The 19489-nt window shown below is 65.7% G+C and carries 20 protein-coding genes; 9 read left to right on the top strand and 11 right to left on the bottom strand.

All coding sequences use genetic code 11. The features are described from left to right. The first annotated feature begins 5 nt into the window (after positions 1-5). The 3 genes from ACQY8M_RS34735 (at position 6) to ACQY8M_RS34725 (ending at position 4007) form a co-directional block, all read left to right on the top strand. Positions 6-881, top strand: a complete 876-nt coding sequence (locus ACQY8M_RS34735) for an HpcH/HpaI aldolase/citrate lyase family protein (RefSeq protein ID WP_428666228.1) — start codon at positions 6-8, stop codon at positions 879-881. 141 nt (positions 882-1022) lie between these two features. Next, complete coding sequence (gene yghU / locus ACQY8M_RS34730; RefSeq protein WP_428666225.1) at positions 1023-1898, top strand: glutathione-dependent disulfide-bond oxidoreductase; 876 nt, start codon at positions 1023-1025, stop codon at positions 1896-1898. Positions 1899-2123: 225 nt separating this feature from the next. Continuing rightward, on the top strand, positions 2124-4007 hold the full coding sequence (locus ACQY8M_RS34725; protein WP_428666222.1) for a flavin-containing monooxygenase: 1884 nt from the start codon (positions 2124-2126) through the stop codon (positions 4005-4007). A gap of 59 nt (positions 4008-4066) precedes the next feature. Here ACQY8M_RS34725 and ACQY8M_RS34720 read toward each other — a convergent pair whose 3' ends face one another. The 4 genes from ACQY8M_RS34720 to ACQY8M_RS34705 form a co-directional block, all read right to left on the bottom strand. Beyond that, the gene (locus ACQY8M_RS34720) at positions 4067-5488 is read right to left on the bottom strand and encodes an amidohydrolase family protein (protein WP_428666219.1); all 1422 of its coding nucleotides are present in this window, start codon (positions 5486-5488) and stop codon (positions 4067-4069) included. Beyond that, complete coding sequence (locus ACQY8M_RS34715; protein ID WP_428666216.1) at positions 5488-6504, bottom strand: CobW family GTP-binding protein; 1017 nt, start codon at positions 6502-6504, stop codon at positions 5488-5490. The genes ACQY8M_RS34720 and ACQY8M_RS34715 overlap by 1 nt, the downstream gene beginning before the upstream one ends. After that, positions 6501-7421, bottom strand: coding sequence for an NADP-dependent oxidoreductase (locus ACQY8M_RS34710; RefSeq protein WP_428666213.1), 921 nt, complete (start codon positions 7419-7421; stop codon positions 6501-6503). Before ACQY8M_RS34710 ends, ACQY8M_RS34715 begins: the two co-directional genes overlap by 4 nt. A gap of 94 nt (positions 7422-7515) precedes the next feature. After that, positions 7516-9090: a hypothetical protein gene (locus ACQY8M_RS34705; RefSeq protein WP_428666210.1), complete on the bottom strand. Its 1575-nt coding sequence runs from the start codon at positions 9088-9090 to the stop codon at positions 7516-7518. 159 nt (positions 9091-9249) lie between these two features. Between ACQY8M_RS34705 and ACQY8M_RS34700 the strand changes: the two genes are divergently transcribed. After that, positions 9250-9960, top strand: a complete 711-nt coding sequence (locus tag ACQY8M_RS34700) for an SDR family oxidoreductase (protein WP_428666207.1) — start codon at positions 9250-9252, stop codon at positions 9958-9960. On the opposite strand, the gene ACQY8M_RS34695 is transcribed toward ACQY8M_RS34700, so the two are convergent. Next, entirely contained in the window at positions 9933-10793 is an 861-nt protein-coding gene (locus ACQY8M_RS34695) for an enoyl-CoA hydratase-related protein (protein ID WP_428666204.1), read from the bottom strand. The two genes, ACQY8M_RS34700 and ACQY8M_RS34695, sit on opposite strands and share 28 nt — an antisense overlap. Positions 10794-10903: 110 nt before the next feature. On the opposite strand from ACQY8M_RS34695, the gene ACQY8M_RS34690 reads away from it, so the two are divergent. Beyond that, positions 10904-11695, top strand: coding sequence for an enoyl-CoA hydratase (locus ACQY8M_RS34690; RefSeq protein WP_428666201.1), 792 nt, complete (start codon positions 10904-10906; stop codon positions 11693-11695). On the opposite strand, the gene ACQY8M_RS34685 is transcribed toward ACQY8M_RS34690, so the two are convergent. After that, the gene (locus ACQY8M_RS34685) at positions 11689-12621 is read right to left on the bottom strand and encodes a branched-chain amino acid ABC transporter permease (RefSeq protein WP_428666199.1); all 933 of its coding nucleotides are present in this window, start codon (positions 12619-12621) and stop codon (positions 11689-11691) included. The genes ACQY8M_RS34690 and ACQY8M_RS34685 overlap by 7 nt on opposite strands. Before the next feature lie 40 nt (positions 12622-12661). Here ACQY8M_RS34685 and ACQY8M_RS34680 point away from each other — a divergent pair, with 40 nt between their 5' ends. From ACQY8M_RS34680 to ACQY8M_RS34670, 3 genes are all read left to right on the top strand, one after another. Next, the gene (locus tag ACQY8M_RS34680; RefSeq protein WP_428666196.1) at positions 12662-13432 is read left to right on the top strand and encodes a VOC family protein; all 771 of its coding nucleotides are present in this window, start codon (positions 12662-12664) and stop codon (positions 13430-13432) included. Positions 13433-13573: 141 nt separating this feature from the next. After that, on the top strand, positions 13574-14320 hold the full coding sequence (locus ACQY8M_RS34675) for a glutathione S-transferase family protein (RefSeq protein WP_428666193.1): 747 nt from the start codon (positions 13574-13576) through the stop codon (positions 14318-14320). A gap of 4 nt (positions 14321-14324) precedes the next feature. Further along, positions 14325-14711, top strand: a complete 387-nt coding sequence (locus ACQY8M_RS34670; RefSeq protein WP_428666190.1) for a hypothetical protein — start codon at positions 14325-14327, stop codon at positions 14709-14711. 4 nt (positions 14712-14715) lie between these two features. On the opposite strand, the gene ACQY8M_RS34665 is transcribed toward ACQY8M_RS34670, so the two are convergent. From ACQY8M_RS34665 to ACQY8M_RS34645, 5 genes are all read right to left on the bottom strand, one after another. Then, a complete protein-coding gene (locus ACQY8M_RS34665; protein WP_428666187.1) occupies positions 14716-15690 on the bottom strand; it encodes an NAD(P)H-dependent flavin oxidoreductase in 975 nt (324 codons plus the stop codon). Positions 15691-15777: 87 nt separating this feature from the next. After that, positions 15778-16191: an ester cyclase gene (locus ACQY8M_RS34660; RefSeq protein WP_428666184.1), complete on the bottom strand. Its 414-nt coding sequence runs from the start codon at positions 16189-16191 to the stop codon at positions 15778-15780. Positions 16192-16292: 101 nt separating this feature from the next. Beyond that, positions 16293-16727 (bottom strand): OsmC family protein, encoded by a 435-nt coding sequence (locus ACQY8M_RS34655; RefSeq protein WP_428666181.1) that lies wholly within the window; start codon positions 16725-16727, stop codon positions 16293-16295. An 11-nt stretch (positions 16728-16738) separates the two neighbouring features. Further along, entirely contained in the window at positions 16739-17569 is an 831-nt protein-coding gene (locus ACQY8M_RS34650; RefSeq protein ID WP_428666178.1) for an alpha/beta hydrolase, read from the bottom strand. Beyond that, on the bottom strand, positions 17566-18687 hold the full coding sequence (locus tag ACQY8M_RS34645; protein ID WP_428666175.1) for an NAD(P)/FAD-dependent oxidoreductase: 1122 nt from the start codon (positions 18685-18687) through the stop codon (positions 17566-17568). The genes ACQY8M_RS34650 and ACQY8M_RS34645 overlap by 4 nt, the downstream gene beginning before the upstream one ends. Positions 18688-18726: 39 nt before the next feature. Between ACQY8M_RS34645 and ACQY8M_RS34640 the strand changes: the two genes are divergently transcribed. Then, positions 18727-19488: an SDR family oxidoreductase gene (locus ACQY8M_RS34640; protein WP_428666172.1), complete on the top strand. Its 762-nt coding sequence runs from the start codon at positions 18727-18729 to the stop codon at positions 19486-19488. Position 19489 lies beyond the last annotated feature (1 nt).

Here is a 19489-nt window from a genome sequence, read left to right as displayed (position 1 = left end):
CCCAGATGACCCGTGTCCAACCGTCCTGGCGATCATTGCTGTTCGTGCCGGTATTGTCCGAGCGCTTCCTGTCGAAGGCTCATACACGCGGTGCCGATGCCATCATCCTCGACCTCGAGGACTCCATCCTGCCTGTGAACAAGGTGGCCGCTCGTGCCGCTCTGCCGGCCGCTGTGCCGCGCGCCGCTCAGGGTGGGGCGGACGTCGTGGTGCGCATCAATCGGCCCCTCGACCTCGCCGTTGCGGACATCACGGCGTCGGTCATGCCCGGCGTTGCTGCCCTGATGCTCCCGAAGGTCATGGGGCCAGAGCATGTCCGGCTGCTCGCCGAGCTGGTGACCGACCGCGAGGCCGCGCTCGGCATGCCGATCGGCCATACGCGTTTCCTCGCCCTGATCGAATCGCCGGCGGCGCTGCCGCATCTCTACGCCATCGCTGCCGAACCGCGCTTGGCTGGGATGTCGGTGGGCGGCGAGGACATGGCGACCGAGCTTGGCGCCATTCCGTCGGCCGACAGCATGTATGTCTTCGCGATGCAGGGGCTGGCGGCGTGCCGCACGGCCGGCATCCTGCCGATGGGATCGATGGGGCAGCTCGCGAACATCAACGATCTCGACTCCTACCGGGCGGGATTGAAGCGCGGCAAGGCGCTGGGCTTCACGACGGCATCGTGCATCCATCCCGCGCACGTGCCGATCATCAATGAAGAATATGGCGCCTCGGCCGCCGAGCTGGACCGCGCCCGCCGATTGCTCGCTGCGTTCGACGCCGCAGCCGCCGATGGCGCCGGCGCGGTGGCATTCGAAGGCAGCATGATCGACCTGCCTGTCGTCATCCGGGCACAGCGTCTGCTGGAGCGTGCGGAGTCCTGGAAGCGATAGCGTCTTCGTGAGCAACGCTAATAGCCCCATTACAATTACGATGGGCGGTTGGTCGTGCCTCCACGGAATCAGGACACCACGTTGCGGCAGGCAGGGTAGAATAGTGGCCCTGACGATGCACCTTGCTAGAGGATTTGGAGAATGAGCGACTCGATCGAATACACGCCGCCGAAAGTCTGGACCTGGAACAAGGCCAGCGGCGGCCGCTTCGCCAACATCAACCGCCCGATCGCCGGCCCCACCCATGACAAGGAGCTGCCGGTCGGCAAGCATCCCCTGCAGCTCTATTCGCTGGGAACGCCGAATGGCCAGAAGGTCACCATCCTGCTCGAGGAGCTTCTTGCCCTCGGCCATAAGGGCGCCGAATACGACGCCTGGCTGATCAAGATCGGCGAGGGCGATCAGTTCGGCAGCGGCTTCGTGGCGATCAATCCCAATTCCAAGATCCCGGCGCTGATGGATCGCAGCGGGCCTACGCCTATCCGCGTGTTCGAATCCGGTGCGATGCTGCTCTATCTCGCCGAGAAGTTCGGGGCGTTCCTGCCGAAGGACGGCGCCGCGCGCGCCGAGTGCCTGTCCTGGCTGTTCTGGCAGATGGGCAGCGCGCCTTACCTGGGCGGCGGCTTCGGTCATTTCTATGCCTATGCCCCGGCGAAGTTCGAATACGCCATCGACCGGTTCGCGATGGAGACGAAGCGGCAGCTCGATGTCCTCGACCGCCGACTCGGTGAGAGCACGTACCTGGCGGGCGACGACTACACCATCGCCGACATCGCGGTATGGCCGTGGTACGGCGGCCTCGCCAAGGGCCTGTTGTACGGTGCGGGCGAGTTCCTGTCGGTGCAGGACTACAAGAACGTCCAGCGCTGGGCCGATGCCATCGGCGCGCGCCCGGCCGTGAAGCGCGGCCGCATCGTCAACCGCCTGCAGGGCGACCCCGCAGCGCAGCTCCACGAACGCCACGATGCCAGCGACTTCGAGCTGAAGACGCAGGACAAGATCGCGGCGAAGAATTAGGGGCCGTCCGCCTTCGTCATGACCCCTGCCGTACCGGCCAGGCTGAGCGGAGGGAGGCCGCGCGCGCTCCCTCCTGTGGCGGGTCGAAATCCCGCCCCGCTCGGGAGCGCCGATTCGCGTTTTACTCGGCTTTGCGGCGTCTCCTAAAGTGCAGGCAAGACAAAGACGGAGCACCGGGATGAATATTGGCGCGATGTATCTCCTGTCCAGCAAGGGGCCGCACAGATGAGCCAAGCCGTCCGCATAGATTCCACCGGCCGCAAGCTGTTCGCCACCCGCGCTGCCAAGGCAACGGACAAGATCGCGGGAAAGGGTTACTCGATCGTCGAGGACAAGGCCCTCAAGACCTTGCCGCCACCGCCTCCCGGCGCGGTCTTCGACGCCGAAGAGCAGGCGAAGTACCGGAAATTCAAGGAAGCCCGCACCGGCGCCGCAGACTACATCCGACTCGAAGGCGAGTTCTCGAGGTATCTGGAGGATGTCTATTCCGATGCGCCGGTTCCACGCGAGGCCCTCGACGACGAATGCGAGATCCTGGTCATCGGGGCAGGCTTCGGCGCGCTCCTCCTCTGGTACAGGCTCATGAAAGCCGGCTTCACCGACGTTCGCTTTTGCGAGAAGGGCGGTGATGTCGGCGGTACCTGGTACTGGAACCGCTATCCTGGAATCGCCTGCGACGTCGAGAGCTACAGCTACCTGCCGCTTCTCGAGGAGATGGGCCACATCCCGTCGATGAAGTTCGCCTCGGGCTTCGAGATCCTCGAATACTGCCAGCTCATGGCAGAGCGGTTCGGCTTCTATGACCGCTGCCTGTTCCATACCACGGTCGAGGAAACGGTTTGGGACGACGCGGCCAAGCGCTGGATCGTCAAGACCGACCGCGGCGATGCGATGCGCGCCCGCTTCGTCGTTCTGGCCAACGGCATCCTGACAACCCCGCGTCTCGCCAAGATCGAAGGAATGGAGACTTTCAAGGGCGAGGCATTCCACACCTCGCGCTGGAACTACCATGTCGAATTGCAGGGTAAGCGGGTCGGCATCATCGGCACCGGTGCAACGGCCGTGCAGGTCGTGCCCGAGATCGCGAAGGTGGTGAAAGCGCTCTACGTCTTCCAGCGCACACCCTCGTCCATCGATGTGCGCGACCAGCGCGCCACGACACAGGAGGAATATGCGACCTGGCCACAGGAGAGCAACTGGGCAGTCAAGCGGCGCGAGCGCCTGGCCCTCATCTCCGCCGGGCGAACCGCCCTTCAGGGCAACGACGACTTCCTGTCGGGCAAGGTCGAGCAATACAAGCGCGCAAGGCAGTACGAGCGCGAGCTATCGCCCGAGGAGATGATCCGGGCCCAGCTCAACTCGAACTTCCGCATCATGGAGCAGATACGTGGCCGGGTGGATGCGGTCGTGAAGGACGAGAACACGGCGGCGGCGTTGAAGCCCTACTATCCGTACGGCTGCAAGCGGCCAACCTTCCATGACGAATACCTGTCGGCCTTCAACCTCGCCCATGTTCACCTGGTCGACACGGCGCCCACGGGCGTGAAGCTGATCAACGAACAAGGCGTCGTTCACGACGGCGTGGCCTATCCGCTCGATGTGCTGATCTATGCGACCGGCTTCGAATGGATGGGCACCGGTTCTTTCAACATGATTCGCGGGCAGGGAGGACGGACGTTGAAGGAGAAGTGGGAGACGGAAGGGACGAAAACCTTCCTCGGCATACATTCGGCCGGCTTCCCGAACCTCCTCATCATGAACGGCCCGCAGGGCGGTGGTGGCCAGTTCAACTTCACGCGCGTCGCGGAGATGCACGCCCACTACATCGTTTGGGCCCTGGAGACCGTCAGGGCGCGCGGCGCCGCAACCATCGATGTGACCCAGGAGGCCGAAGAGGAGTACGCCCAGCACTGTGCGGATATGGATCTGCTGTCGGCACCGTTGCGGGATTGCCTCTCCTACTACAATGGTGACGGCAACGCGAAGCCGGGCAGCCTTGCCTACTACGGCGGCGGCAAACGCTGGCATGACAGGCGGGAGGCGGCACAGACGTCGATGACGCCCTATCAGTTCAGCGGCAGCGCCAAGGGAAGCTCACCCATGATGTGACTGGAAGGCACGGTCGATAAGGTCGACCAGGCCGCGGGTATCGAAGGAAGAAGACGAGTTCAAACCGCCGGCCGGCTGCGCATCTCCTCCGACACCTTGCGCTTGAGGAATTTTCCGTCCTTGAGGTCGCCGCTGAACGCGCCATTCTCCACCACCACGCGGCCGTGGGCTATCGTCGTCGCGGGCCAGGCGGTCACGACGTGGCCCTCCCACGGCGTGTAGTCGGTCTCGTGCAGGTCGGCGGCCGTGATCGTTTTCCTGATCCCCGTCTCCATCAGCACGATGTCGGCGTCCGAGCCGACCGCGAGCGCGCCCTTGCGCGGATAGAGCCCCATGATCTTGGCCGCGTTGGTCGAGATCATGTCGACGAAATGCGCCTCGGTGTAACCGCGCTCGGTAACCATCTGCGTGTACATCAGGCCGACCCGCGGCTCGACGCCGGAGTTGCCGCCGGTCGTGTCGTCGATCCGGCTGCCCTGCAGCTTGATGCGAATCGGGCAGCACAGCTCGTCGGTCGCGATCACCTGGATGGCGCCGCGATTGGTTGCGCCCCACAGCCGCTTCTGGTCCTCGGGATACTTGAGCGACGGATAGGTGTGATACATCTGCCCGCCCGGCCGCTTGTAGTCCTCCGCGTTGTACATCAGGTACTGATGCAGGGTTTCGCCGTACATCGGGAAGCCTTTCGCGCGCGAGGCTTCGAGCGCCGCCACGCCGGTCGCCGCCGAGACATGCACCATGTAGAGCGCCGCGCCCTCGACATTCTCGGCGAGCCGGATCACGCGGTTGAATGACAGCTCCTCCGACAAGGCGTTATGCACTTCGGCCATGTGCTCGAAGCTGACACGGTTCTCGCGCATCAGCTTCTCGTACATGAACATGACGATGTCGTTGTCCTCGGCGTGGATGCAGGCGATGCCGCCCTGCGCCGCGACCACCTTGAGGGCCTCCCAGATGTGGCCGTGCGGCACCATGCGGCCAAGATTTCCCGGCCGGATGTTGGTGGTGAAAATCTTGATGCTGGCGTGGCCGTCCTGCATCGCATCGGCGAGCTGCCCGAAATGCGGCTGAGGGACCTCGCCCATCAAGGTGAGATGGAAGCCGTAGTCGCAGTAGCAGCCGTCCTTCCAATGCGCTTGCGTCTGCTCGATCGACTCCTGGACGGTCCGCTCGTGCACGCATTGCACGAAATCGATCAGGGTCGTGGTGCCGCCGTGCAGCGCCGCCTTGCTGACCTGCGATGGCGGATCGGTCAGCACGTCGGGCCGTCCCGGCGCGCGTACCGGCATCGAGCAATGGATGTGCGGGTCGATGCCGCCCGGGATCACCAGCTTGCCGGTCGCGTCGACCTTGCGTCCGGCTTCCGCCAGCGTGCCCGGCGCGCCGATCGTCGCGATCATTCCGTCCTTGACGCCGATGTCGGCCGCGACGGTTCCGCTCGGCAGCACGCAGGTCCCTCCGGACACGATCAGATCCAGCATCAGGCTTCCCCTTCCCCGGTATCGATTTTCACGGGATCGCCCCGCATGAAATGGGCCAGAACTATTTCGGGTTCGAGATCGCGAAAGATGAAGACGAGCCGGCTGCTGCGATCGGCATCCGGCCAGTCCGCCAGCCAGCGCGGCGGATACATCGTGTGCTGCACGGCATGGATGGCCGCGGGCCGGCCGTCGCCGTCGGCGAATTCGACCAGACCCTTCACGCGCAGCAGCTTCTCGCCGTGCTCCTGGGCAAGCCGGCCCAGCGCCATCGCGAACTCCAGCCGCGTCATCGGCTGCTGCAGTCGCAGGCAGAGCGAGCCAATGCCGTGAGCATGCACCGCCTCGGCGCGCAGGCGCGGTCGGGGCAAGGCGATCGGAGCACCGCCGAACAGGGCAGCCGCCGCGTCGATCGCCCCGCCGTCCACCACCCGCGCGATCGGATTGAGCGCCGTGAGCAGTTCCAAGAGTTCGGGCGTCGCCGGCGCGAGATCCGTCTTGGTCAGCACCAGCAGGTCGGCACTGGCTGCCTGCGCGGTCGCCTCGGGAAAGCGCTCCAGCGTCGAGGATCCGGCGATCGTGTCAATCGTCGTCACGACGCGGTCGAGCCTCAGCGAGGCCTCGAGATAGGCGTCGGCGGAGAGCGTGTAGAGGATGGGTGCGGGATCGGCCAGCCCGCTGGTCTCCAGCGCAATGCGCCGGAAGGGCGGGCGTCCGCTGTCGCGGCGGTGATCGACCAGACGGTAGAGCGTATCGGCGAGGCCCTGGCGGACGGCACAGCACGTGCAGCCATTCGGCAGGTCGACGATCCCCTCCGACTCCGCCTCGATCAGCAGGTGGTCGAGGGCAACCGCGCCGAACTCGCTGATCACCACGGCCGTGTCGGCGAGATCGGGACTCGCCAGCACGCGACCCAGGAACGTCGTCTTGCCGCTGCCGAGAAAGCCGGTCAGCACCGATAGGGGGATCGGTTCCGCGGGTACGACGGCGAGGTTCTTCAGCCCGCGGGCCACGCTCATACCTTGAGGACCAGCTTGCCTTTCAGATGGCGCGCCGCACTGACGGCGAGGGCTTCCGCGGCCTGCGCCAGGCTGTACTCCGTGACGTGAGGCGCACGGACTGCGCCGATGCGGCGAAGCTCAAGGATGCGCTCGAGATGGGGGCGGTCGCGTCCGACGGCTGGTCGCAACGCTGTCACGTCGCTGCGCTCGGGCTTCGGCGCCTGGGCGCCCGACGCGATGAAGGTCGCGCGTCCGCCCGGCTTGAGGACGGTGAACGACCGGGTCGCGACATCGCCGCCGACGGTATCGAACACCGCGTCGCAATTGCTCACGGCCGTGGTGAAATCAGTCGTGTTGTAGTCGATGACCTCGTCGGCGCCGAGTTCGCGCAGATAGTCGCGGTTTGCAGCGCTGGCCGTGGTGATGACGCGCGCACCGATATGCTTGGCGACCTGGATGGCGAAGCTGGCCACGCCGCCCGCGCCGCCCTGGATCAGGATCGTCTCACCCGATTTCAGCTTCAGCGAGTCCTCGACCGCGCACAAGGCCGTGAGGCCGGTGAGGGCGAGCGCCGCGGCCTCGACATGGCTCATGCTCGCCGGCTTCTTCGCGACGATGGCGGCGCCGATCGCGATCTTCGCGCAATAGGTTCCATCGCGGCCGCCTTCCAGGACGCCGAAAACCTCGTCGCCGACCTTCAGGTCCTGCACGCCCGTGCCGAGCGCGCTGACCACGCCGGAGAAGTCGCGCCCCAGCACCATCGGAAATTTCGGCTTGCCACCGTATTCGCCCGCGCACACCTTCCAGTCGGCCGCGTTGATGCTGGCGGCCACGGTGTCGACGACGATCTGCCCTGGCCCTGCGGTCGGATCGGGAAGGTCGCCATAGGTGAGGACCTCGGGCCCGCCGAATTCCTCGATGTAAGCAGCCTTCATTCTATGCAGTCCTCGCGATGGGGCGTGGTGGATATCGTCCACCAGCGACGTCGGCTCCGCAACCTTGACCCGACCACATCGCCGGTGATCCGTGTCAATGCAGTGCGGCAATTCCCAGCGCCTGGCCGAAGCGGCGGCTGCAGTCGAGCGGATCGCCGTACTTTCGATGCCGCGCGGTGTGCTGGGCCGCGGCGAGCAGCAGGCGGCCTCGGTCGGAGCTGCGGTTCTTGCCGTAGTCCTCCAGCATGCAGAGCGCAATCTCCTGGTTGTGCGGATCGTTGCCGAGCCGCGAGCAGGCCATGGCGAGTGCCTGCACCAGCGGCGCAGGATCGTGGCCGCTCTCGAGATAGGCCTGCGTCCAGCCGACCGCCTTGGGTGCATCGAGCGCGATCGTCGCCGCCTCGACCGCGGCGGCCATCTGCCCGGCGTCGAGACCGCTGGTGTTCGCGGGCTTCTCGATGCGCGCGGGCAGGAGATCGCCGGTTAGCCTCTGATGGTGGGCGGCCTGGTTGAGATAGGCCGCCGAGAGATAGAGCAGCTTGATGCGCTGCGGATGGGCGAACGTGTCCCAGAACCAGCCCAGCGTGTTGCAGTACTCGTAGCAATGCTGCGGCAGGGAGAAGTTGAGGTCGTTGTGCGTGGCGAGCACGGTCTTGGCACAGCCCACCTGGATGGCATCGAGGATCGAGCGCGGGTCCTTGCCGGCCTTGAGAAGCGCGGTGATCTGTTCGAGGTAGCCGGGTTCGGGTAGGTGCAGGATCACGTCGAGCAGCGCGTCGGACTCGGGCTTCGTGAGCGGCGCCTTGTTGTCGGCGAGGATCGTGCGTTCCAGCTCGGTCGTGCCGCCATAGGGCACGGCATGGAGGGTCTGGCCCTCGAGATAGACCGTGACCGCATTGCAGGCGACTTCGTAGAGCGAGTACCAGCGCGGGCCGACGGCGATGTCGAGTGCGCCGGCATAGAGCACGTCGTGCGCGAGGTCCCACCCGATAGCGTCGCCCAGCTCGACGGTCGCGCGGGCGCGGAAGGACTTGTGGCCGGTCGTGTAGGAGCGATTCTGGAACGAGCGGTCCTGCACGTCGATCAGGCCGGCGAAGACCAACTCGGCCAGCGCCGCGCGCCGCTCCGTCGGATTGGCCATCAAGCCGAGGAACACGCGATAGGCGTCGACCACCTGGCCGCGATGCACCAGCGTCATCCACTGGCCGAGGCGCTCCTTCAGAGAGCCGTCGAGCGCCAGCGGCTCCTGGTCGGGCCAATGGACGATCGGTGCGGGTGGCGGGCCGTCCGGCATCTGGAAGCCGCGCGCATAATGGCCGGGCGCCCTGGCGATCTTCTGGTTCCAGATGTCGAGGCCGGTCGGGATGTACCAGACGGTCTGCGCCATCGGCAGCCCTGCGGCAGCGGCGGGCACCATCTTCGACAGGTGCAGCGCGGCGCGGGCGCTCAACAGGCAATGATCGTTGTTGACGAAGTTCACGTAACCGTCGTCAATCCGCTCGTGGTAGGGCACGTGCGTGTAGGGGGCGTGGATGCGCACCGCCTGGCGCAGCATCTCCGGCAATGGCCGGCCCGACTTCACCAAACCATAGTAGATTTCACTCGCGCCCTTCTGGTCGCGGGCGAGAACGCGTTCCTCGAGAGCGGCGTATGCAGTGTCTGGCGACATGGCTTCCTCCGAGGCCGTCATTAAACGCCCGAGGCGGGAGCCTTCCAACCGCCAATTCAACAAAACTCCGCTCTGCGCGAGAAAAGCTCGCTTTGCGGTTCCGCAAACACCCCCAAGTCCATCGCAACTCGTCATTCCGACGCTCGAAGGACTATCGTCATGAAGATTCAGGATTCCGTCGCCCTCGTCACCGGCGCCAACCGCGGGCTCGGCCTCGCCTTCGCGCACGGGCTACTGGCCGGCGGTGCGCGCAAGGTCTATGCCGCCGCGCGTGACCCGGCTTCGGTCACCTTGGCGGGGGTGGAAGCGATCAAGCTCGACGTGACCAAGCCCGACGAGGTCGAGGCGGCCGCCCGCGCGCTCGGCGACGTCAGCGTGGTGATCAACAATGCGGGCATCTCGCGCGGCTCAGGTTTCCTTGGCGATGATGGCCTGCCGGCGCTGCGCGCCGAATTCGACACCAATTTCTTCGGGCCGCTCCTCATGAGCCGCGCCTTCGCGCCGATACTGGCCAAGAACGGCGGCGGGGCGATCGTCAACGTGCTGTCGGCGCTGTCGTGGGTAAACATGCCGACTTCCTCGACCTATTGCGCGTCGAAGTCCGCGGCATGGTCGCTGAGCAATGGGCTGCGAAACGAGCTGGCTGGGCAGGGCACCCAGGTGCTGGCACTGCATGTCGGCTTCATGGACACCGACATGGTGCGCCACGTGAAGGCGCCGAAGTCGAAGCCCGAGGACGTGGTGGCGCAGACGCTGGCCGCGCTCGAGGCTGGCAAGTCCGAGGTGCTGGCCGACGAGGTCAGCCGTCGCATCAAGCAGAACCTGTCGGCCGAACCGGGTGTCTATCTGGTGCCGCCCGCCGCGGCCTGAGCCCATGGCCCGAACGGCGGCATGTCCTTCGAGGGCTTGAGCGGGAAGGCGGGCGCGCGCTTCTCGAAGAACGACTTGATGCCCTCCTGAGCGTCGGCGCCCGCCGCGAGGTAGCCGACGCAGGCGACATCGAGCGTCACCGCATCGAGCGGGTCCTGCGCGCCCATCATGTTCCACATCAGCCGGCGATTCACCGCCGCCGCGACGGCCGACGAGGTGTTGGCGGCAAACTTCTTTGCCAGCGCCTGAGCGGCCGGCAGCAACTCTTCCGGTGGATGGACCGAGCGAACCAGGCCACCCTTCAGGGCCTCCTCCGCGCCGAACAGCTCGGCGGTCATCACCCATTCCTGCGCCCGCTGCATGCCGACCAGCCGCGGCAGGAACCACGACGAGCCGGCTTCCATCGCCATGCCGCGCTTGTTGAAGACAAAGCCGATCCTGCCGGCGGTCGACATCATGCGGATATCCATCGGCAGGCACATGGTGATGCCGACACCCACCGCCGCGCCGTTGATCGCCGCCACGATCGGCTTGAGGCAGTTGAAGATCGCGAGCGTGATCGATTCCTTCGGATCGCGCTTCACCGGCGCGGCGCCGTCGTTCCAGACCTGGAAGGCGCCGCTGCCGCCCGAGATATCGGCCCCGGCGCAGAAGGCGCGGCCGGCGCCGGTGACGACGATGGCGCGCACCTCGTCCATCTCATTGACGCCGTGGAAGAAGTCGATGAGCTCCCGGCTCATCACCGTGTTGAAGGCATTGAGCTTGTCGGGCCGGTTGAGGGTCACGGTCATGACGCCGTCCTGCAGGTCGGTGAGCAGCGTCTTGTAGGCCATTGTCGTCTCCTGCAGGGTTCCGCGCAGCAAGACGGAATGTCGTTGCGCGACTAGGTCGTTTGGGAAACATTCGCCGCAACGGAACCGAACCGCAATCCCGGAGGATGCCCATGCCCGACCTGCTGAAGTCCGTCGAAGACGGCGTGATGAAGCTCACGTTCAACCGCCCCGAGGCTATGAATGCGCTCAGCCGCGACATGCTGACGGGCTTCCAGGACGCGCTGAACGAGGCGGCCGAGTCGCGCGACATCGGCTGCGTCGTGGTGCGTGGTGCGGGCGAGAAGGCGTTTTGCGCCGGCGGCGACGTCAAGTCGATGGCCGCTGGCCGCGACCAGAACAAGACCTACGAGGACAAGGTCCATGATATCCGCATCCGTATGCAGGTGTCCGAGCTGCTGCACGAGATGGGCAAGCCGACCATCGCCATGGTGAACGGCGTGGCGGCGGGCGCAGGCCTCTCGATCGCTCTCGCCGCCGACATGCGCTTCGTCGGCAAGAGCGCGCGCATGACCACGGCTTTCGCGAAGGTCGGCTTCTCCGGTGATTTCGGCTCGCACTACTTCCTGCACAAGCTGGTCGGCACCGCGAAGGCGCGCGAGTTCTATTTCACGGCCGAGATCCTGAATGCCGAGCAGATCGAAAAGCTCGGCCTCGCCAACCGCGTGATCGAGGACGACAAGCTCGACAGCGAGACCATGGCCTTTGCAAAAAAGCTCGCCGCCGGTCCGCGGGTGGCGTGGTGGCACGTGAAGAAGAACATGAAGGTTGCCGAGGAGGGCACGCTTGCCGAAGCGCTCGACTCGGAAGCCGCTCGCATGATCCGCACCGGCGAGACCGAGGACCACAAGGAAGCCGCCCGCGCCTTCGTCGAGAAGCGCGCGCCGGTGTTCAAGGGCTACTGAACCTTTCTCCGTTTCAGGAGACGCGTGATCACGCCCGCGATGCCGGTCGGCATCGCGACGATGGCGGCGATCAGCAGCACGGCATAGAGCAGGGCCGACAGGCCCTTGCCGAGGCCGGCGACGAGGCCGGGCAGGAATTCGAGCACCAGCCCACCGATGACCGCGCCGGCCACCGAGTTCATGCCGCCGATCACCAGGCCGAACAGCATCTGGACCGATAGAGCGAAGTTGTAACCGGTCGGGCCGACGAAGCCGAACTGCATCGCCGACAGGCAGCCTGCGAGCGCGATGTAGCCGCCGGCGAGGCCTGCGGCGATGGCTTTGGCTTTCGCGACATCGATGCCCTGTACCGATGCCGCGAGATCGTGGTCGCGGGCAGCGAGCAGGGCGCGGCCGGAGCGGCTGGCGATGAGGTTCGAGGCCAGCCACGTGCCGGTCGCCAGCAACGTCAGCGACAGCAGGAAGTGCCAGCGGTCGGGGCTCAGGATCTCGCCGGGCGCTTCAGGCAGGTCGAGATAGAGGCCCTGCACGCCGCCCGTCCAACGCTCGATCAGTCGCCAGCGCAAGATCTGCGGGAAGGCGATGGCGAGCGCATAGCCGATCAGCGCCTGTGTCCAGATATCTTGTCCGGCCGCGACCCGGCCCAACCCATAGCCCGCCACGTAGCCGACGAGGGGCGCGACCAGGAGAGCGCTGTAGACCGGCAGGCCGGTATGGGTGACGACCAGGGCCGCGCTGTAGCCGCCCATGCCGAAAAAGGCGGCCTGGGCGAAGGTGAACTGGCCGCTCACGCCGCATAGCAGCACCAGGCCGAGCAACGCGATCGCCCAGATCACGGCCTGTGCGAATCGGAAGACGATGAAGTCGGGAAAACAGAAGGAGAGGGCGGCCGCTGCCACGAAGCCCATGGTCGACACGGTCCGCATGGCGCTACCATAGCCGAATAACAGAGATTTGGAGGGAGCGATGAAGCTCAGGCAGTGTGTTTTCGTCTGCAAGGATCTCGAGAGCTCGGCCAAGGAGCTATGCGACACGCTCGGCATCGAGATCGCCTATCGCGACCCCGGCGTGGGCAAGTGGGGGCTGGCCAACGTCGTTTGTCCGACCGGCCACGACTTCCTCGAGATCGTCTCGCCGATCGAACCCGGCACGTCGGCCGGCCGCTATCTCGAGCGGCGCAAGGGCGACGGCGGCTACATGGTGATCATCCAGGTGCCCGACGCGGTGAAGGAGCGCGAACGCATCACTGCGCTCGGCGTGCGCGCCGTCGAGAAGAAGGACCTCGCCGAATACAAGTACACGCACTTCCATCCCGCCGACACCGCCGGCGTGCTGCTCTCGATCGACCAGACAGTTGCGCCGTCCGGGGTCGATCCGGCGCTGTGGTGGCCGCCGGCGGCGAAGGACTGGCTGCCGCATGCGCGCTCGAACGTCACCGCGGGTCTCGCCGGCGTCGAGATCCAGTGCGTCGATCCGGACGCAGCGGCCGCGCTCTGGTCGAAGATTCTGAACCGGCCGGTCGAGGGTGACATCATCCGGCTCGATGACGACGGCGAGATCCGCTTCGTGCCGATCGCCGACGGACGCGGGCCGGGCGTATCGGCGTTCGACGTCAAGGTGGTCGACCGCGAGCGCGTCATCGCGGTCGTCAAGAAGCGCCACGATCCGACCGCCACGCACATTCCGATGAGCCCGACCCAGATCGAATTGTGCGGCTGCCGCATCAACCTGGTGTGAGTCGTAGACTAGTATTCGTCTCCTCCCTCGGGCGGAGAGGAATATGAGGTCATGCTCTTCCGGACCGCGAGCTTCCAGCTCGCTCAAGCTCATGAGCGAGCTGGAAGCTCGCGTTCCGGAAGAGCATGAAAGGACTTCCGCATGAAGCCGCTTCTGATCGTCGGCAGCTACCTGTCGCCATATGTCCGAAAGGTGCTGGTTTGCCTCGAGCTCAAGGGCATTTCCTACGAGGTCGATCCGATCGTGCCGTTCTATGGCAACGACCGGTTCTCGGAATTGAGTCCGCTGCGGCGCGTGCCGGTGCTCGTCGATCGCGATCTCGTGGTTACGGATTCGTCGGTCATCTGCGAGTATCTGGAGGAGCTTCGGCCGTCACCACGCCTGCTGCCCGAGGATATCCGCGACCGGGCGCGAGCACGCTGGCTGGAGGAATTTGCCGACACCCGCATGGGCGATGTGTTCATCTGGCGGCTGTTCAACCAGGTCGCCATCCGCCCCGCGGTGTGGGGCGAGAAGGGCGACCGCACGCTGATGGACAGGACGCTGAAGGAGGACGTGCCCGCGGTGCTGGATTATCTCGAAGCCGATGCGCCCGCCGATGGTTTCCGGTTCGGCACCCTCGGCCTGGCCGACATCGCCCCGGCCTGCTTCTTCCGCAATGCTGGCTTCGCCCGCTTCCGGATCGATGCCGAGCGCTGGCCGCGCACCGCGGCATGGATGGACCGTGTCCTGGCGGCGGCGCCGTTCGTCAAGCTCGCAGCGTTGGAGGACGCGATCCTGCGTACGCCGATTGCCGATCAGCGTGCCGTGCTGAAGGCGGCCGGCGCGCCGATCAGTGCCGCGACCTTCGGCTCGGCCACGCCGCGACGCGGCATGATGCCTCTCTGAATCGATGCGTGGGCTGTCGTCCTTCGTCTATGGACAGGTCGTCGGCGCACTCGTGATCGGCGCCGTCGGCGGCGCGTTCCTCGATCTCCGGGCGATCTTCACCTTCGCGATTGCCATGGCAATCGGGGCGGCGGCGAGTGCCATGGTGTGCCGCTGGTGGCCGGGCTTGGACGCCCCCGGCAGGCGGCTATGGCTGGCAGGCGCCCTCGGCAATCCGTTGCTGCTGGTGGCGCTCGGCTTCTCGATCGACTCCTACGATTGCCTGCTCGGCAAACGCAGAGGCTGGGACTGCATGTTCAGCGACATCGGTCCCTTGGTCGTCGGCGTCTGCCTGCTGCCGCCTTTGCTCGGCCTGGGCTTGCGCTGGCTGTGGGGCCGCAACCCCGCGTGAACCGTCAGGCGGCGATGGCCTTGGCCAGCCGGCCGCGGATCATCTCCTCGGCCTCGCCGACGATCCGTTCGACCAGCTCCTTGCAGCTCGGGATGTCCTGGATCAGGCCCATGCAAGTCCCGGCCGACCATACGCCGTGCTCCATGTCGCCGGTCTCGTAGACGATGCGGCCCTTGGCGCCGGATACGATCGGCCCGATCTCCTGGATGGTCTTGCCCTCGGCCTCCATCTCGATCGCCTTCTTGGCTACCGAGTTGCCGTAGACGCGGCTGGTGTTGCGCATGGTGCGGAAGATCAGCGAGGTCGAGCGCTCGTCGGAGGAGACGATCTTCTCCTTCACGTTCTGGTGGATCGGCGCTTCCTTGGTCGCCATGAAGCGGGTGCCCATGTTGATGCCGTCGCAGCCCAGCGCCAGCGCTGCGACGAGGCCGCGCGCGTCGGCGAAGCCGCCCGAGGCGAGCATCGGGATCTTGATCACGTTGGCCGCCGCCGGCAGCAGCACGAGGTTCGGCACGTCGTCCTCGCCGGGATGGCCGGCGCATTCGAAGCCGTCCATCGAGATCGCATCGACGCCGGCCTTCTCGGCCGATATGCCGTGACGGACCGAGGTGCACTTGTGGATCACCTTGATGCCGACTTCCTTGAACTTGGGCAGGAACGGCTTGGGGTTGTTGCCGGCGGTCTCCACGATCTTCACGCCGGACTGGCAGATCGCGTCGATATACTCGCCGTAAGGCCGCGGCACGAGCGTCGGCAGGATGGTGAGGTTCACGCCGAACGGCTGGTCGGTCATCTCCCGGCAGCGCTTGATCTCCTTGCTGAGGTCCTCCGGCGTCGGCTGGGTGAGGCCGGTCAGGATGCCGAGCGCACCGGCATTGGAAACGGCCGATGCCAGCTCGGCCCGGCCGACCCATTGCATGCCACCCTGCACAATGGGGTGCTTGATGCCGAACATCTCGGTAAAGCGCGTCTTGATCATCGTCCGTTTCCCCGCTGGAAGTTGATCCAGCATTAGCGAACGGCAGGCGCGCGCACTAGCCCCCGGAATACCCTTCCGCTGCGCGATCTATGACCAGCCCAGCTCCTTGAGCGCCCAGCCGGAATTCCAGATCTTGGTCATGTGGGAGATCTTCTCCCCGTCGAAATGCATGTTGTAGACGTAATCCGACTGGGTGCTCTTGCCGGTGGGAGGCGGACCGCCCTCTCCTGTATGGGTGGCCTTGAAGATCGCGTAGGCCGTCACGTTGTTGCGCTCGTTATCGACCGCGAACGACTTCAGGTCATACCGGCCGTCGGGCATCATCTTGATCAGCCCCTGCATCCAATCGGTGTATCCCTGAAGGGTCTTCACCTCGGCCAATGGCTCGGCCTGGCAGTCGAAGGAAGCGTTCGGCGCACAATAGGGCTTGCAGGCCTTCCACCCCTTGCCCGCTTCGCACGCATCGAAAAACTTCATCGCGATGTCTGCTGTGGACGCCATGATCGTTTCCTCCATGCGGGTCATTCAATATTCCGCACCAACCATGCGTATTCTTGTGTGCGGAACTTGGCAACCCCACGCGGTAAACGGAAACGGTGACGTCAAGCCTCCAGCGTCGCGTCGAGGGTGATGGTGGCGTTGATCACCTTCGAAAGGGGGCAGCCGGCCTTGGCCTTGTTGGCCAGCTCCTCGAAGGTCTTCTGGTCGGCGCCGGGGATCTTGGCCTTGAGCGTGAGATGCACGGCGGTGATGGCGAAGCCGCCCTCGACCTGCTCGAGCGTGACCTTGGCGGTCGTGTCCATCTGCGTCGCGGTGAGCTTGGCCTCGCTCAGGATCAGCGACAGCGCCATGGTGAAGCAGCCAGCATGGGCGGCACCGAGAAGCTCCTCGGGATTGGTCCCCTTCTGGCCCTCGAAGCGGGCGGCGAAGCCGTAGGGATGGGCCTTGAGCGCACCGCTCTCCGTCGAGATCGAGCCCTTGCCGTCCTTGAGACCGCCGCTCCAGGCGGCCGATGCGGTGCGATTGATCTTGAGCATGCGCTACTCCTTCAGGATGCGTCGATGTAGGCGAGAACATCCTCGCGGGTCGTGGCTCTTTTGTGAAGGAGGTCGGAAAAGGCCGCGACCACATCGATGTGCCCGACGTCGGGATAGAGCTTCAGCTCGACCGGCGCGCCGGCTCGTCGCCAGGCGGCGGCGAGGTTCTTGCTGTTGCGTGGATAGACAGTGGTGTCGGCCGTGCCGTGCAGCAGCAACGCCGGCGGCAGCGGGGCCCGGGTGAAGGTGATGGCCTCGATCTCGGGCCGGTCGGCGCCGCCGAAGATGTCGATCAGCTTGGCCGACTTGAGCGGCAGGAAATCATAGGGGCCGGCGATGCCGATCGCGCCCGCGAGGTTCAGGCGGTCGATGCCGGCTCGCGCGAGATAAGGTGTGTTGGACGCCAGCATCAGGGCAATATGAGCGCCGGCCGAGTGGCCCATGACGAAGAGCTTCGACGGGCCGACGCGATCGCCCGTCCACCGCGTCGCCTGCGCGGCGTCCTCGAGGAAGACCGGGAAGCGCACTTCCGGATAGAGACGATAGTCGGGGACGATCGTGGTGATGCCGCGCGAGGCCAGCGCCTGGGCGACGAATAGGTAGTCGCCCTTGGCGCCGCTGTCCCATGAGCCGCCGTAGAAGAAGATCACCGCCTTGCCATCGGCGCGCGGCGTTACCGGCTGATAGAGGTCGAGCTTCTGGCGCGGCAGCGGCCCATAGGCGATGTCGGCGTGGCGGATGTAGCCCTCGCGTGACACGGTCGAATTGAGAAGACGCGCCGGAGAGCAGCCGCCGAGCAGCGCCGCGAGGCTCGCGAGGAGGCCGCGGCGCGCCACCGTCATGTATTGCCGGAAAGTGCGCGCACCTTCTCTGCCAGCGCCAGTGAGGCGGTTAGGCCGGGTGATTCGATGCCGAAGAGATTGATAAGTCCGGGCACGCCGTGCTCGGCCGATCCCTGGATGGTGAAATCCTGCGCCGGCGCGCCGGGCGGCACGATCTTGGGCCGGATGCCGGCATAACCCGGCTGCAGCGCGCCGTCCTTCAGAGCCGGCCAATATTTGCGCACGGCGGCATAGAACTTGTCGGCGCGGTGCGGATCCACCGTGTAGTCGATGCCCGGAATCCATTCGACGTCCGGGCCGAACTTCGCCTGGCCGCCGAGATCGACGGTGATGTGCACGCCGAGCCCGCCCGGCACCGGGACGGGATAGATCAGGCGCGAAAAGGGCGAGCGTCCGGCCAAGGTGAAATAGTTTCCTTTGGCGTAATACGCGGTCGGGATGCGATCGGATGGCATGCCCTCGATTTTTTGCGCGAGGATCGGGGCGTGCAGGCCGGCGGAATTGATCACCAGACGACAACGAAGTCTCATCGGCTCCGTTCCGCCGATCTCCAGCTCGATGCCTTGCTCCGTTGCGCGGCCCTTCGCCACCGGGCTGTGGAAAGCGAGCATCGTGCCATTGCTCTCGGCATCGCCCTGCAGCGCCAGCATGTAGCTGTGGCTGTCGACGATGCCGGTGGCCGGTGATAGCAGCGCCGCGGTGCATTGCAGGTTGGGTTCCATCGCCATCGCCTCGGCGCCACTCAGGAATCGCATGCCTTCGACCCCGTTGGCTTCGGCGCGGCCCTTGATCGAGGCCAGCAGCTCGCTTTCCTGCTGGTTGGTGGCGACGATCAGCTTGCCGCAGTTGAGATGCGGCACCCCATGCTCGGCGCAATAGGCATAGAGCAGGCGCCGGCCGGCGACGCAGGTCTCGGCCATCAGGCTACCCTTGGGATAGTAGATGCCGGCGTGAATGACCTCGGAATTGCGCGAGCTGGTCTCGGTGCCGATGCCTTCGGCGGCCTCGACGACGATGACCTCACGGCCGGCAAGGGCAAGCGCACGTGCGACGGCGAGGCCAACCACGCCGGCGCCAATCACCACGCAGTCGACAGTTTCGAACGGGGACGAATCCATGGGCGCATGGTACTAAACTGCGATGCAGGAGCGAGCAATATGAAGGGTGCGCTGGTCACCGGTGCCGGCGTGCGGATCGGCCGGGCCTTTGCCATCGCGCTGGCGGAGGATGGATACTTCGTCTTCGTCCATTACAATCGCTCATCGACGGGCGCGCTCGAGACGGTTGCGGCGATCAAGGCGGCCCGCGGCAAGGCAAAGGCGGTGAAGGCCGATCTCGCTTCCGCCAAACAGGCCGAGGCGCTCGTCGGGCGCTGCCAGGCGCCGGGCGTGAAGCTCGTTTGCGCCGTGAACAATGCCTCGATCTTTGAGCTCGACCGTGCACCGACGGCGACGGCCGCCGCCTTCGACAGGCACATGGCGATCAACCTGCGGGCGCCGTTGCTGATTGCCCAGGCGTTGGCGCGCCAGTTGCCGGAAGACGAGGTCGGGTTGATCGTCAACCTGGTCGACCAGAAGCTCTTCAACCTCAACCCTGATTTCCTGACCTACACCCTCTCCAAGATGGGCCTGCATGGCCTCACCCATATGCTGGCTCAGGCCCTGGCGCCGCGCTTGCGGGTGATGGGTATTGCGCCAGGGCTGACCCTGCAGGGCCTGCACCAGACGCCGGCGCGGTTTGCCGAGCAGCATGTCGCCAACCCGCTGGCCGTCGGCGTCACGACCGACGACCTGGTGCGGGCGCTGCGTTACATTGTGGCGACGCCCAGCGTCAGCGGCGACACGCTGATCGTCGACAGCGGCGAACACCTGACGGGCCGGCCGCGCGACGTTGCCTTCTTCAAAGAAAAGAACAAATGAC

Origin of the sequence: Reyranella sp. (assembly GCF_965279465.1) — a bacterium.
GTDB lineage: Bacteria > Pseudomonadota > Alphaproteobacteria > Reyranellales > Reyranellaceae > Reyranella.
This window is presented reverse-complemented; position numbering and strand designations above follow the sequence as displayed.